The following is a 13,180-nucleotide window of genomic DNA, read 5'->3' as shown; positions in this document are numbered from 1 at the left end:
GGTTCGATGCCAAAGGCGGCGGCCAGACAACTCAAAAAAGGGAGCCATGCTTCCATGGCTCCCAGGCAATCAAGGCAGTGGTTGGCGCGCTGCGCCGGCCAACTAGTCGTCGAGGCAGTTGTGGCCGTGGGCCATGCACAGTTCGTCGCGGTCGGCCAGATTGCCGGCCAGATAGGCCGCAGCAGCCTCATGGACCGGGCCGGCGGCACCGCGAATGACCGTCATGCCGGCCTGGCGCAGCTTGTTGGCCGCGCCCTGGCCCATGTTGCCGGCAATGAGCGTGGTCACGCCCATGCCGAGCAGATCGTTGACCAGATTGGACTTGCAGCCGCATTCCGCCGGCGGGGCAAAGGTCTCTTCGGCCGTCACGGTCTTGTCCGGGCCAATGGTCAGCACGGTAAAATAGCCGCAATGGCCGAAGTGTTCGTCCACCTGGCCGTCGCGGGAGGGAATGGCGATCTTGGTCATGCACCGACTCCTTGGAGAGGCCGTAGGCTCTCCGTTTGATTTACCCCCGCACCGTACCGGAAAGAGGCCGGCCTTGGAACCCCCGCCCCGATATCCCGCCGGCCGCCATGTCGCCCTGGCTCCACCGCCCCCGGCGCGCCGCCCCGACTCCTCACCCCGATACCCGGCCCCGGCGCGTCGCCCCGCAGGCTCAGCCGAGGCCGCCCGGGCAGGAGGCGGCAAAGCCGCCGTGGGCCATAAGTTCCCTGGCCGTGGTGGCCGCGTCGCGGTGGACCACGCCCCGGATGCCCAGGGTGGCTGCCACGTCCACGAACATGGCCCGGTCATCAATATAGGCGGCGTCGGCCGGATCGGTCTGGGCGATGTCCAGGGCCACCCGGAAGATATCGGCGTCGGGTTTGCGCATGTGGACAAAGCAGGAAGAGACAAAGGCGTCCACGAAACAGCCCAGGCCAAAGGCCTTGATGCGGTATTGGTTGAGTTCGCGGCCCTCGTTGTTGACGATGACGATCTTTATGCCGTGGCGGGCTTTTAAATCGCGCACATAGCCAAACATCTCGGGCAGGGGTTTGGAGCGCGACAGCATGAAGTCGCGGAAGGCGTCTTTGGTAAAGGAGCGCGGCACGTAAAAGACCGTGCGGTCGAGATAATCGTCCAGAGAGAGCTTGCCTTCCTCGTAAGCGTCGAAGGTCAGGTGGTGGCGTTCGTCGGTTTCGGCGGCGTCCAGATGAAAGACGCGGGCGGCCTCGGCCCGGGCTTGACGGTCCCAGCCGTTGGTCAAAAGGACGCCGCCGACATCGCAAAAAAGCGTGGAGATGGGACGGGTCACGGCTTAATTCCCCTTGCTAGAGGTCGTGGCCGCCTGGGGGCGAGCCTGCCTTGGGTAGACCCGTTTTGCCCCGGGCCGTCAAGACGTGGACGGACGGGCGGCGGCGGCGAAACAGGCCCGTGTCGCGCACCGGGGCCGTGCGCCAGTTGCGCGTGATGGCGAGAACGCGCAGGCAAAATGTGAAAAGGATGGTGCCAAGGGCGGCCGACAGCGGGGGAAGTCCCAGGCTTTGGCGTAAAAAGGGGTAGGTCAGGCAGCCGAGCAGGGCGGCCAGACCGTAAAACTGCCCCGGCCGAAAGACCATGGGCTCCTCACGCATGAGCACGTCGCGCAGGATGCCGCCGCCGCAGGCGTTGACCGTGCCGACCAGCACGGCTGCCGCGAAATCCAGGCCGAAAGCCAGGGACTTTTCCATGCCGACCACGGCATAGGCCCCAAGTGCTGCGGCATCGACCAGGGCCACCAGCCGTTCGGAGAGCAGCGCCCGGCGGCCGAAAACCAGGCAGGCCAGGGCCGCGCCGGCCACGGCGTACAGGTACTGCGGGTTTCGCACCACAGCCGGAACGCCGGATTGCAGGAAGATGCCGTCGCGAATGAGCGCCCCGCCCAGGCCGGTGGCCAGGGACAGGCCAAGGAGGCCCACGAGGTCGAATTTCCGGCGGATGGCCTCAATGGCCCCGGTGGCGGCCATCAAAAAGACGGCGAAGAGATCCAGGTAAAGGGGGAGTTCAAAACCCTGGTCCATGGCGGCGGACCTCCTTGGCGGCAGGCGATCCGCCCCGGGGTGATTTCCCGGGGCGGGGGCGGTTTGTAGGGCCGGGGCTCCCTGGCGTCAAGAGGCGGCGCGGCGGTGCGGGCGGATAAGGGCCACGAGTTGCGGCCCGATGCGCGGCAGCATGATGATGAAAAGGCCGACGTAGAGGAAGCTGAAAAAGAAATGGACCTGGCTGCCGGAGAGATGGCCCGGCAACAGCGCCCACACACTTTCCGGTACGGCCGGGGCCAGGAACTGGCCGAGAAACAGGCCGAACAGCAGCAACGCGCCGCGAATATCCAGGCGCAGGCCGGCCAGCAGGCCGACAGCCAAAAGCGACTGGGCGGCGGTGAGCATGATTTCGTGCATCTGCACGCCGTCCAAGGGAATGGGCACGCTGAAGCTGCCCGAAGACACGCCGTAGACGGCCGGGATCATGCCGACAAGCAGCGTCCACTGGTTGAGCTTGGAGGAGATGAGGCTGCCAAGAGCCATGCCGCCCATGCCGCGCAGGGCAAACATGACGGCCACGATGACTTCCGGGGCTTCCGAGGCGATGGGGGCCAGCCACTGCACCAGCAGGAATTCATTGACCCCGAAAATCCGGCCCGTGGCGACCAGCCCTTCGCTAAAGGCCTCGGCATTGGCCACGATGACGGCGGCGGCAAAGAGAAACAGACCCAACGTGGACAGGCGGCGCAGCCCCTTGGGCAGGGTACCGATGACGCAGGCCACGCCTTCCAGTTCCGGCTCTTCACACTCGCGCCGGGCGGCGATGACGATATAGACGACGTAGAGGCTCATAAGCACCACGCCGTCCACCCAGGTCAGCGACCCGGACAGCGGGATGGAGATGGCGTAGGCCGTGGCCAGACCGAGGAAGAGCACCTCGGTGCGGCGTTCGCCCTCCAGGATGACGGGTTTGCGGGTGCGCCACCAGACCAGGAAGGCGACCAGGGTCCAGGCCACGCCGATGAGCAGGCGATTGGCCCCGGTCATGTTGGCGATGGCGTAGTGGGCGTAGTTGGAGTCAGGCTGCTGGCCGGCCATCCAGGTGAAATACATGTCCACGGCGTATTCCGGCAAAACGGCGATAAGCGCCACCACGGCCAGGGCCAGGGCTTGCGGGATGTCGGTCTGGGCCACATCGCAGGCCCACAGGAGCAAAAAGGAGGCTCCGAGAATGGCCAGACCGGCCAGGGCGGCGGTGGCAGGTGGCGAGGGATGGACGGAGAAGAGAAAGCAAGCCAGGCCGGGCAGGGTGGCGGCCAGGGCCAGATACAGGGGAAGCAGTTTTTTCATGAGGTCTCCTGGGGGTTGTCGCGGCCAAAAAAAAAGACCTTGGCACGCGCAGAAGCATGCCAAAGGTCTCGCTGGCCGGTTCCAAGGAACCGACGACAGGGCCAGGCGGCAGACGCGCCGCAGTGATGTTGACCCTGATCCGAAACAGCTACTCCCCTTTGGGAGAGATAAAGGTAGTCGCTGGGGCGGGGGCTGTCAACTGTCGCGCTCGCTGCTGATCACTCCGTCTCCCCTGTCAGTTGCAGCTGGATCTTGTCCGAAAAGAGATAGAGTGCGTCGATGACAAAGGCGTATTCCGGCGCTTCCTCGCGCCACAAAGCCATAAGCTCTTTGATTTGTTCCCGGGCCGCAACCAGTTCGGCCAGGGTCTCGGCGTTGTTGATCGCCGCCAATGCTTCCAGATATTCGTCGCTCAAATAGGCCGTGACCATGGCCTTGGCCACGCGTTCCTTGTCGATGCCGTCCCAAACGCCCGCTGCCATAGTATTTCTCCCTATGAAATAGGATGCCTCCGGCGGCCGGGAGGGGGTAACCCCCTCCCGGACCCTCCCTGACGGGGCAAGTGGAGCTGGCGCGCCGTCCACTCGTCCCCTTATTGCCGGCCGACGCCAGGGGTGCCTTGAAAAAAACCCTCCCTTCAAGGGGGTCTGGGGGGGATTATCCCCCCCAGCCGCCGGAGGCACTCTTTATGCTTCTCTTCTTCGCATCTTCTTTTCTTCGCTGCGCCGTCTACATCCGGTTGAGCGGCACGTTGGCGTAGGCTTCGTCGAAATCCTCATCGAGTTCGGCCACGAAGCGGGCCGGATCGAAGCTGGCACCGCAGCCCTGGCAGGTGAGCATCACGGCCAGGCAGGTGCGGTCGTAGGTGAGCGGTCCGTTGCAGGTCGGGCAGACCAGCTTTTTGGCCGTGGTCGGCTCGAACCGCAGGCGCGAAAAAAAGGCCATTGCAAACTCCTTATACCATTTTGGCGTCGCTTAAAATGAGCACCAGCCGCTTGTAGGCGTCGAGATCGAAATGGTGGGTCATCTCCTCGCGCATGAGCCGCAGGGCCTGAAACGCCGGCATGGCCGGCGCGTAGGGGCGCGCGCTGGTCAGGGCGTCGTAGACGTCGGCCACGCACAGGGCGCGCACATGATCCGGGATCAGCGCCCCGGACAGGCCGCCCGGATAGCCCGAGCCGTCCATGCGCTCATGGTGCATGAGGATGCACTGGCTGGCTGTGGGCGTCAGTTCGACGTCCTGGCACAGGGCCATGCCCTTGGCCGGATGGGTGTTTATAACACACCGTTCCTCCGGGGTCAGCGGGCCGGGTTTGGACAGAATCGCGGTGGGGATGCGGGCCTTGCCGATATCGTGCAGCAGGGCACCGATGCCGGCCTGGACCTGGACGTACTCGTCGGCCTTGGCGGCTTGCAGGATGGCGGCGGTGTAGACGAACACCTGCATGCTGTGGGTTTGCACGGAGTAATCGTGGGAGGCCAAAGCGGCCAGACACCGCAACGACTCGTTGGAGGCCAAAAACTGTAAAGATTTTTCCACCAGGGTGGTTATGCGGGTATACTCGCGTTTGCCGATGCCCCGGGGGAGCTTGGTCTCAAAGACGTCGCGCACCACGGCTTCGGCCGCAATGTAGAGCACTTTGGCCCGTTGCGGTGCCGGGATGGCCGTGTCGATGAGGATTTCCGGCAAGTTCTTTTCGATGTAGCGGTCGAAATCGGGCCGTTGCTCGCCCCGGATATAGACCTCGGTCACCCCGGCGTCATGGAGCTTTTGCCGATGGCGCGGCGTGAACTGCTCGTTTTCGGCGGCATAGAGCACAAACCGTCCGGCCTGACGGATGTAGACCCGAAAGCGCCCGAAGGCTTTGGGAAAAATCATCAACGGCGAAATGGCGAAATACTGGTCTTCCTGAATCGGGGCCGTGCCCTTGCTTAACATGCCGTCCGCTCCTTGATAGCTGTCCGGTCGCGGCCCGCCTCTGGGCCGCATGAAACGCTCTCGTCTGGTCCCGGTCAGGCTGGGGACGATACAGCCGCCTGGGGCGAAGGTGTTGGGGCATCGTGCCGCAGGAGGGTCAGGCGCCCCTTGGGGTCGCGGGTGGCCTCCAAAAAGAAATCAAAGGCGTCAAGGGTCAGGCAGAGTCCGAAATCGGCCTGCGGGACAATGGCGGTGTCCCCGAAAAAGATCTCGGCGCTGGCCGTTTTTCGCAAAAACTCCGGGATGACTTGAAAGGCGTTGGGCACATCCTGGAGCAGATTGGCCAGAAACATGGCGCACATACGGTCTTCCGGGGCGGAATGCAGCCCGGCCTTGCCCATGGCTACAATGGAAATTTCGGCCGGCGCGGCGGCCGCAAGGGCGGCGGCCGTGGCCGACATGTTGGCAAAGGAACAGGTCAGCACCCGCTCGGCGCTGCCCATGGCGGCCACCAGGCCCCGGGTGCCGGCGCTGGTGGTATGGACCAGGGTGCGGCCGGCCAGATCGGCGGCCGCCACTTCGCTTGGCGAGTTGCCGAAATCAAAGCCTTCGGGTTTGAGACACTGGCGTTCCCCGGCCAGCAGATACTCGGGATGCGCGGCTTTCAGGGCCAGCGCCTCTTCAACGCTGTCCACGGGCAAAATGCGCGCCACCCCGCCGGCAAAGGCGTAGCAGGCCACAGAGCAGGCCCGAAACACGTCAATGACCACAGCCGTGCCGGTCGCCTGGGCTGCGCCGGAAAGCAGTTCCAACATCTTGATGCGCACGACATATCCTCCGCTGCCTGTGTCAGTACCAGCGCCGGGCCGGTTTGAAAAGCCGCCCTCCCCGCCGGATCGCGGTGTAGCGGCGGCAGCTCTGCCCCACCCGGCCATGCTCCCGGTCTGCGCGACGCTGGCGACACCCGCCTTGCCGCCGGGGAGGCGAGGTTGTATTCTCTTGGGACATACAAACCCGTATCGGTCGGGAGTCGTCCCATGGCCAACGCGCCCGAACAGTCGCCGCCGCTTTTGCCGGTCATCCCCGAGTACAAGCCCTGGCTTGACCGGGTGATCAAGGAAACGGCAGCCGACGCAACGGTTGCCGATGCCGGCTTTGCCGTTCGCCATGGGGCGCTGAGCGGTCCAGACGGCATTGTGGCCAGGGTTGCCGTCAGTCCTGCGGCCAGCCCGGCGGAGCACCCGCGCGGGGCCATAGCCGACGAGACCGCCTGACCGGATTCTCGCAATAAAACGCCGCAAGGCGAGGAGGAGGGCCGATGGCCCAGTGCGACTGGCGCGAAAAACGTCAGCAAGTCATGTCCCAGGCCCGCCGGGTGGTCGTCAAGGTCGGCAGCGCCGTGCTGGCCGGACCGGACGGCATCAACCCGGCCGTCATCGCCTCCCTGGCCCGCCAGATTTCCGAATTGGCCGCAGCCGGCTATCAGGTGCTGCTGGTCTCCAGCGGGGCCGTGGCCGCCGGCCGGGCCGTTTTGGGCGAACGCTACGATCCGACCTTTCTGCCCCATCGGCAGGCCGCTTCGGCCATCGGGCAAAGCCGCATCATGCACGCCTACGATCAGGAGTTCGCCCGCCACGGCCGCATTGCCGCCCAGGTGCTTTTAACCCGGGACGACCTGGACAACCGCGAGCGCTATCTCAATCTGCGCAACGCCCTGGCCACGCTTTTCGATCTCGGGGCCGTGCCGGTGGTCAACGAAAACGACTGCGTGGCCATTGCCGAACTGGTCTACGGCGATAACGACTGTCTGGCCGGCCTGCTGGTCGGCACAATCGGCGCGGAACTCTTCGTCAATCTGACCTCGGCCCGGGGCGTTTTCGCCGGGAACCCCGACGACAACCCGGCCGCCGCGCCCATGGAGTGCATCGACAACATCGGCGAGCTCGACCTGGACGCCCTGTGCGGGGCCAAGACCACCCTTGGCACCGGCGGCATGTATTCCAAGCTGCTCTCGGCCCGGCGGGTGGCCCAGCTGGGTGTGCCGACGCTGATTCTCGCCGGGCGCGAAGAAGGGGCGCTCACCCGCGCCCTGGCCGGCGAAGCCCTGGGCACCTTTGTGCTGTCGGGCTGCAAGCCCATCCCCCGGCGCAAGTTCTGGCTGGCCTACCACCACGACCCCCAAGGCACGCTGACCATAGACGACGGGGCGGTGCGGGCGCTGCGCGACGGCGGCAAAAGCCTGCTGCCGGCCGGCATCGTGGATGTTGCCGGCGATTTTCCGGTGGCGGCCATGGTCCGGGTGGCGACGGTTGCCGGCGAGGTCATTGGCGTTGGGCTTTCCAACTACGCCGCCGCCGATGTGCGCAAAATCATGGGGCTTAAAAGCTCCCGCATCGCCCAGGTGCTCGGCGAAGCCGCCTACGCCGAAGCCGTGCACCGCGACAACCTGCTGCTCGATCCGGCGATTTAGCGTCGCGTCGGGAGCGGGAGAAGCGGAGAAGAGAAGGCAGAAGATGCCTCCGGCGGCCGGGAGGGGGTAACCCCCTCCCGGACCCTCCCTGACTGGGGAAAGTTTTTTAAGGGGTATCGGTGCTGGCTGGTACTGTGGTCGGTTGTGGACCGGACAGCCCCTGTAAGCCCTTGCCTTCCAGGAGGGATTCCAAAGGGGCCACCCCTTTGGCCGCCGGAGGCAAAAAAATAAGGTCGGCCCGGGCGCGGCCAGGAGGGACGGACGTGGAAGCCGAGGCCAAATGCCGGGAATGGGATGTGTTCGAGACCGACGGCCAGTGTGCGGTGTGCGGCAAAAAGGCCGTCTTTGCGCCGATCAAGCCGGGATTCAGCCTGCGCGAAACGCGCTGTTCCGCGTGCCAGGCCAGTCGGCGCACCCGCGACGTGGCCCGGGTGCTGGCCCAGATGGCAGTTGGAACCGGCGTGCGGCATCTGCCCGAGGCGCTGGTGCCCATGGCCGGCTGGCGGGTGTTCGAGGCCCAGGCCGCCGGACCGCTGCATGACAAATTGCGCTGCCTGCCGGGCTATGTGAGTTCGGAATACGTGCCTGAACTGGCCCAACCGGGAACCTGCTCCCAGGCCGGGCTTCGCTGTGAGGATTTGGAAAGCTTGAGCTTTGCCGACGCCGCCTTCGATCTGATCGTCACCCAGGACATTTTGGAGCATGTGGCCGACCCCTGGCAGGCCTTTGACGAGGTGTGGCGCGTGCTGGCCCCGGGCGGCCGCCATATCTTTACCGTGCCCATGCACGAAGGGCACGCCACCACCGTGCGGGTCCGCTACGACAAGGGAGGCCGGCGCGACGTGCTGCCGCCGGTGCACCACGGCGATCCGGTGCGCCAGGGCGGCTCCCTGGTGGTGACGGATTTCGGCGACGATCTGCCCAAATTGCTCACCCACCGGGGGCAACCGACCATTGTGGCCAGCCACGTGGCCTTTTACAAGCCGTCCGAGATGCCGGGCATCATCGAGGGCGATCTGCACGAGCTTTATGTCAAAGCCTGGCAAGCCGGCGAAAAGGCGGGGTTTTTGCGCTACAATTCCGTGGTGTTCGTGACGGAGAAGCCGGCCTGAGAGGGCGGCAAAGCGGTGGAGGCGGGCTGGAGTGAAGCGATTAAGAGCGCTAATCGCTTCAGGATGTGAAGCGATTAGCGCCGCCTTTCATGATGCCGGTCCGGATTTCCGGCGGCGGTTTGCGGTCTGCCCGGCCAGCTCTCGGCTGGCCCTTTAAAACAGGCTCAGTCCCATCTCGCCGCCCCGGCTGGCGCACTCTTCGGCGTGGGCGGTCAAAAAGGCCTCTTCCCAGCGAAAGACGTGTTCCACCACGTTGCCGAGGATTTTGGGCAGGATGTCCGGGAAGCGCTGGGCCGTCTTGAGGAATTTTTCCTTGCCAAGGGTCAGGCACTGGGTTGGCGTCACGGCGCGCACGGTATAAAGCGCCTTGGCTGCGGCGAGTAGGCCCAGGCCGCCGAAGAAATAGCCACTCCCGCGCGTCAGCATGATGTTGGCGCACTCCCCGGCGTGGCGCACGATCTCCACGTCGCCGCACAGCACGTACACGCAGCGCTCCAGGGGGTCGCCCTGTTCGCAAAGCGCCTCGCCGGCGGCAAATGACTCCACCGAGGACAGATAGGCCAACACCTTGACCACATCCAGCGGGACGCCGTTAAAGATCGGCAGTTCGCGCAGGATCTCCAGGTGGTCGTTAAACCCGCACGCCTTGCCGCTAAGCCCTTCCCGCAGTCCCGTAGACGAGCTCATAGAGCATCCCCTTTTTTTCCATGAGGGCGGTATACGAACCGACCTCGACGATGCGGCCGGCCTTCATGACCGCCACCTTGTCGTAATTTTTGATGGTGTCCAGGCGATGCACCACGGCAATGACCGTGGAACGGCCCCGCCATTTGTTCTCCAGCAGATTCTGGATGCGGGTCTGGGACGCGTTGTCCAGGGCCGCCGTGGCCTCATCGAGAATAAGGACCGGCGGTTCCTTGAGAAACGCCCGGGCCAGGGCCACCTTTTGCCGCTGGCCGCCCGAGAGGCGGTCACCCATGGACCCGACCTGGAAGTCCAGGCCGATTTCCAAGACCCGCTCCAGCATGTCCTCTTCGATGAGCAGGCTGACAATGGTCTTTTGAATCTGGTCGATGAATTTCGGGCTGGTGGTTTTGAGCCGCCCAAAGAGAATGTTGTCCATGACGGTCATGGAATAGAGATAGTCGTCACGCCTGAAAAACGTCACGGCTCCGGGCATGTCGGCGGTCACGCGCTCGGCAAACATGGCCCGACCCTGGAGGAGCAGGCCTTCCAGGATGTGGGACAGGCCGACGATGGTGTGCCGGCCCGGGGTAAAGCGCAGGGCCAGGGTCAGCAGCAGGCGTTCGTCCTCCGGGGAGAGCTTGTGCAGCCGCACCCGGCCAAGGCGACCGGCCAGTTCCCGGTAGGTGTCGAATTCGTCCATGGTGATGGGCGTTTGCTCAAAAAAGGTGGAATCAGGGGAGGGCACGTCTTTTAAGATGTCCACGGTGCGGGCGGTCAGTTCCGCGCCGGTCTGGACCAGCAGCATTTTCAAGCCCGCGTCGTGGAGGAAGCTGACGAAGAACGGATTGGCCGGCAGGTTTTCCGGGGTCAGATCGTCGCGGCCCGGGGTGCCGAAGATGATGTTTTCCGCCACGGTGCTGTAGTAGAGGTATTGGGTGGGGTCGAAAAATTCGACCCAGTCGGCCAGGGATTCGGCGTGTCCGGCGTGGTAGGCCTCGCGCACCCGCACCACTTTTTTAACCAGATTCTCCTTGCGCCCTTCCTTAAAGACCGAATTGAGCGCAAAGCGCAGGATATCGGCGAAAAGGCCCACCTGCTGCACCACGGCGATGATCTCGTCCAAACTTGGCAACTGGTCGTCGCCGGTGAGATTGTGGGCCGCACGTCGGGCGTTTATGGAATAGAGCAGATTGTCCTTGATGGAACCTTCGAAAATAAACGGATGCTGGGAAACGATGCCCATGTTGTCGGCAATGTCGGATTTGGGCAGGGCGTCGATATCATTGCCGTCAAAGGTGGCCTTGCCGGCGTTGTATTTGAGAATCTGGCACAGACAAAGGGCCAGGGTGGACTTGCCTGAGCCGGAAAAGCCGACCAGGGCCACCAGTTCGCCGGGTGCGATGTCCAAGGACACACCTTTGAGGAGCTGGATGCCGCCCGGCACCTCCAGCACCAGATCCTTGGCCGCAAGCGCGCCGGTCAGGGCCAGGGCCGGCCGGGGATCGGCCGGCTCGGCCGTAAATTCGGGATCGCCTTGGAAGTATTCCATAATCCGTTCGTAGCTGACCGAAGCATCCTGGTAGGTCTGATAAAAATCCATCAGTTCCTTCCAGGGGTCGTAGAGCTTTTCGTTGGCCGAGAGAAAGGCCACCAGGGCACCAAGGTCGAAACGGCCGTTGATGGCCAGATAGCCGCCCACGAGAAAGAGCACGAAGGGGCCGAGATTTTGAAAGAAGTTGTTGGAAACCTTGATGGCGAACTTGTACAGGTTCCAGATCACCCGGACTTTGAAAAGCTTGTCGGCCATGACGCCGAAACGGTCGTTTTCCAGGCGGAAGCTGGCGTTGCCATGGATTTCGTGGATGCCGGAAATGGTTTCGCCGATCAGGGTCGAGAGTTTGCGCCCGGTGTCCACGCGCTGCTTGTTGGCGGCGTTGGCCCGCTTTTGCAGGGCCGGGATGACGATGATGGCAATGGGATAGAGCGCCATGCTGATCACGGCCATCAGCGGATTGAGATAGAAGAGATAGGCGGCAAAGGCGAGCAGTGTGAGCAGATTGGTGACCGGCACGGCAATGGCCTGGCCCACAAATTCGCCGGTGTTGGCCACCTCGGTCACCAGCGAGGTCACCACCATGCCGGGCGAGGCCTGGCGGAAAAACGACATGGGGAGCTTTAGGATGTGGGCGTAAAGCTGCTTGCGCAGATCGGTCAGGGACTCCTGGCCGATGTAGTTTTGCAGGGCGTTGATGGCCAGTTTTAAGCCCGAGGCCGACACCACGCAGGCCAGATAATAGCCGCAGTAGGTGAGCAGCAGATCGACGCGTTTAAGGGCGATGGCCTCGTTGATGATTTTTTTCTGCATCTCCAGCGGCAGGACGCGCACGGCCACGGTGACCACAATGATGATGAGCAGGATGCCCTGGAGTTTTAAATTGCTGGTCCAGACCCAGGAAAACAGGGACCGTTTGTAGAGGGCGTCGGGGATGTCGGGACGAAGCTTCATGCGGCGGTCCGCCTTTTCAATGAATTGGGGGCATGTTGCCGCGAACTGTCGGCAAAGGCAATCAGTCGGCCGGGCCTCGGCGTTTTTCGATAAGTTCCATGGCCATGCGGGCCAGATCGCCGAACTGGGGTTTGGAAATCTGGGCGTCGGCTCCGACGGATTGGCCCTTGTGGCGCAGTTCGTCGGTAATCAGCGACGAGAACAGCACCACCGGCAGATTGGCCAGGGCCGGGGTCTCGCGGATGCGCCGGGTCAGGGTATAGCCGTCCAGGAGTGGCATCTCAATGTCGGAAATGACGATGTCGGGCTGCTTTTGCCCGGACGCAAGCAGGGCATCCAGGGCCTGCTGGCCGTTGCCGGCCAGGGACACCTCGAAATTGGCGGCCTCCAGGCGTTCACGGATCATGTGGCGCATGACGCCGGAATCCTCCACCACCAGGGCGCTTAAGCGTCTGGTTGAGGGCGGCGGCGTATCCCCGTCCAGGGGGGTGTCGAGTTCGAAGATGATTTTTTCCAGATCCAGCAGCAAAATAAAGCGGCCTTCCTGGCGCACGAGGCCGGTGATGGAGTTGCTGGGCAGACTGGTGATGGAGCGGTGGGGCGGTTCCACGTCGCGCCAGTGGAAGCGATGGATGTTGGTGACGCCTGAGGCCAGAAAGCCGGTGGTGCGGCTGTTAAACCGCGTCACCAGGATGATCTCGTGGGGGCGGCGCACCCGGGGCAGCCCCAGCCAGACGGCCAGATCCAGCACCGGCAGCACCAATTCGCGCAAGGGGATCGTGCCCATGAAACACGGATGCGGGGCACCCGGGATGGGAACCAGCCCCGGGGACTCGATGACTTCGAGGACCTTGGCCACATTGACGCCGTAGGAGGTCAGCCCCCGCTCAGGGCCTTCGTCGATGAAAAATTCGATGATCTCGAGCTCGTTGGTCCCGGCTTCGAGCAGGATTTCCGACTGGGCCATAGGGGCTCCCGGGGCTTTACGGCAGAGGGTTTACAGAAAAGAACTGTGTGACAGTAAACGAGTCGCGGGGTGGTGTAAATGCGTTCACGTCTTTGACGGGTCAGGCGCGGACAGTTGACAGGGGCGTTTGGCATCTTATAGCCAAGGCAAGGGCTGGCAGACCTGCC

At 63.7% G+C, this 13,180-nt stretch carries 14 protein-coding genes; 3 read left to right on the top strand and 11 right to left on the bottom strand.

The genetic code is table 11. The features are described from left to right. Positions 1–102 precede the first annotated feature (102 nt). The 8 genes from GTA51_RS11185 to GTA51_RS11150 all read right to left on the bottom strand — a co-directional run bounded on the left by GTA51_RS11185 (position 103) and on the right by GTA51_RS11150 (position 6,098). Positions 103–468: a NifB/NifX family molybdenum-iron cluster-binding protein gene (locus GTA51_RS11185; protein ID WP_160961132.1), complete on the bottom strand. Its 366-nt coding sequence runs from the start codon at positions 466–468 to the stop codon at positions 103–105. Positions 469–658: 190 nt separating this feature from the next. After that, entirely contained in the window at positions 659–1,297 is a 639-nt protein-coding gene (locus GTA51_RS11180; protein WP_160961131.1) for an HAD family hydrolase, read from the bottom strand. Between the two features lie 16 nt (positions 1,298–1,313). Next, positions 1,314–2,042 (bottom strand): trimeric intracellular cation channel family protein, encoded by a 729-nt coding sequence (locus GTA51_RS11175; RefSeq protein WP_160961129.1) that lies wholly within the window; start codon positions 2,040–2,042, stop codon positions 1,314–1,316. A gap of 87 nt (positions 2,043–2,129) precedes the next feature. Continuing rightward, positions 2,130–3,353 (bottom strand): calcium:cation antiporter family protein, encoded by a 1,224-nt coding sequence (locus GTA51_RS11170; protein WP_160961127.1) that lies wholly within the window; start codon positions 3,351–3,353, stop codon positions 2,130–2,132. A 218-nt stretch (positions 3,354–3,571) separates the two neighbouring features. Further along, positions 3,572–3,835: a hypothetical protein gene (locus GTA51_RS11165; RefSeq protein WP_160961126.1), complete on the bottom strand. Its 264-nt coding sequence runs from the start codon at positions 3,833–3,835 to the stop codon at positions 3,572–3,574. A gap of 247 nt (positions 3,836–4,082) precedes the next feature. Beyond that, positions 4,083–4,298, bottom strand: coding sequence for a dual CXXC motif small (seleno)protein (locus GTA51_RS11160; RefSeq protein ID WP_160961124.1), 216 nt, complete (start codon positions 4,296–4,298; stop codon positions 4,083–4,085). Between the two features lie 10 nt (positions 4,299–4,308). Next, positions 4,309–5,292 (bottom strand): HD-GYP domain-containing protein, encoded by a 984-nt coding sequence (locus tag GTA51_RS11155; protein ID WP_160961113.1) that lies wholly within the window; start codon positions 5,290–5,292, stop codon positions 4,309–4,311. A gap of 74 nt (positions 5,293–5,366) precedes the next feature. After that, on the bottom strand, positions 5,367–6,098 hold the full coding sequence (locus tag GTA51_RS11150) for a 2-phosphosulfolactate phosphatase (protein WP_160961111.1): 732 nt from the start codon (positions 6,096–6,098) through the stop codon (positions 5,367–5,369). Positions 6,099–6,308: 210 nt separating this feature from the next. Between GTA51_RS11150 and GTA51_RS11145 the strand changes: the two genes are divergently transcribed. The 3 genes from GTA51_RS11145 to GTA51_RS11135 all read left to right on the top strand — a co-directional run bounded on the left by GTA51_RS11145 (position 6,309) and on the right by GTA51_RS11135 (position 8,853). Beyond that, positions 6,309–6,545 (top strand): hypothetical protein, encoded by a 237-nt coding sequence (locus GTA51_RS11145; protein ID WP_160961109.1) that lies wholly within the window; start codon positions 6,309–6,311, stop codon positions 6,543–6,545. A gap of 44 nt (positions 6,546–6,589) precedes the next feature. Continuing rightward, the gene (gene proB, locus GTA51_RS11140) at positions 6,590–7,741 is read left to right on the top strand and encodes a glutamate 5-kinase (protein WP_160961108.1); all 1,152 of its coding nucleotides are present in this window, start codon (positions 6,590–6,592) and stop codon (positions 7,739–7,741) included. A 263-nt stretch (positions 7,742–8,004) separates the two neighbouring features. Then, on the top strand, positions 8,005–8,853 hold the full coding sequence (locus tag GTA51_RS11135) for a methyltransferase domain-containing protein (RefSeq protein WP_160961106.1): 849 nt from the start codon (positions 8,005–8,007) through the stop codon (positions 8,851–8,853). 153 nt (positions 8,854–9,006) lie between these two features. Here GTA51_RS11135 and GTA51_RS11130 read toward each other — a convergent pair whose 3' ends face one another. The 3 genes from GTA51_RS11130 to GTA51_RS11120 all read right to left on the bottom strand — a co-directional run bounded on the left by GTA51_RS11130 (position 9,007) and on the right by GTA51_RS11120 (position 13,013). Next, positions 9,007–9,540 (bottom strand): cyclic nucleotide-binding domain-containing protein, encoded by a 534-nt coding sequence (locus GTA51_RS11130; RefSeq protein WP_160961104.1) that lies wholly within the window; start codon positions 9,538–9,540, stop codon positions 9,007–9,009. Continuing rightward, positions 9,506–12,046: an ABC transporter ATP-binding protein/permease gene (locus tag GTA51_RS11125; protein WP_160961103.1), complete on the bottom strand. Its 2,541-nt coding sequence runs from the start codon at positions 12,044–12,046 to the stop codon at positions 9,506–9,508. Before GTA51_RS11125 ends, GTA51_RS11130 begins: the two co-directional genes overlap by 35 nt. Positions 12,047–12,107: 61 nt before the next feature. Continuing rightward, positions 12,108–13,013: a chemotaxis protein gene (locus GTA51_RS11120; RefSeq protein ID WP_160961101.1), complete on the bottom strand. Its 906-nt coding sequence runs from the start codon at positions 13,011–13,013 to the stop codon at positions 12,108–12,110. Positions 13,014–13,180 lie beyond the last annotated feature (167 nt).

It is taken from the genome of Solidesulfovibrio aerotolerans, from assembly GCF_009856865.1.
GTDB lineage: Bacteria > Desulfobacterota > Desulfovibrionia > Desulfovibrionales > Desulfovibrionaceae > Solidesulfovibrio > Solidesulfovibrio aerotolerans.
The sequence above is the reverse complement of the archived record's forward strand: the minus strand, read 5'-3'. Positions and strand labels throughout refer to the sequence as shown.

What these genes read in the sequence shown, in the direction of transcription:
- proB (WP_160961108.1), top strand. Translation starts at nt 6,590, where the DNA reads ATGGCCCAGTGCGACTGGCGCGAAAAACGTCAGCAAGTCATGTCCCAG.
- GTA51_RS11160 (WP_160961124.1), bottom strand. Translation starts at nt 4,298, where the DNA reads ATGGCCTTTTTTTCGCGCCTGCGGTTCGAGCCGACCACGGCCAAAAAG.
- GTA51_RS11130 (WP_160961104.1), bottom strand. Translation starts at nt 9,540, where the DNA reads ATGAGCTCGTCTACGGGACTGCGGGAAGGGCTTAGCGGCAAGGCGTGC.
- GTA51_RS11155 (WP_160961113.1), bottom strand. Translation starts at nt 5,292, where the DNA reads ATGTTAAGCAAGGGCACGGCCCCGATTCAGGAAGACCAGTATTTCGCC.
- GTA51_RS11170 (WP_160961127.1), bottom strand. Translation starts at nt 3,353, where the DNA reads ATGAAAAAACTGCTTCCCCTGTATCTGGCCCTGGCCGCCACCCTGCCC.
- GTA51_RS11165 (WP_160961126.1), bottom strand. Translation starts at nt 3,835, where the DNA reads ATGGCAGCGGGCGTTTGGGACGGCATCGACAAGGAACGCGTGGCCAAG.
- GTA51_RS11145 (WP_160961109.1), top strand. Translation starts at nt 6,309, where the DNA reads ATGGCCAACGCGCCCGAACAGTCGCCGCCGCTTTTGCCGGTCATCCCC.
- GTA51_RS11125 (WP_160961103.1), bottom strand. Translation starts at nt 12,046, where the DNA reads ATGAAGCTTCGTCCCGACATCCCCGACGCCCTCTACAAACGGTCCCTG.
- GTA51_RS11175 (WP_160961129.1), bottom strand. Translation starts at nt 2,042, where the DNA reads ATGGACCAGGGTTTTGAACTCCCCCTTTACCTGGATCTCTTCGCCGTC.
- GTA51_RS11185 (WP_160961132.1), bottom strand. Translation starts at nt 468, where the DNA reads ATGACCAAGATCGCCATTCCCTCCCGCGACGGCCAGGTGGACGAACAC.
- GTA51_RS11120 (WP_160961101.1), bottom strand. Translation starts at nt 13,013, where the DNA reads ATGGCCCAGTCGGAAATCCTGCTCGAAGCCGGGACCAACGAGCTCGAG.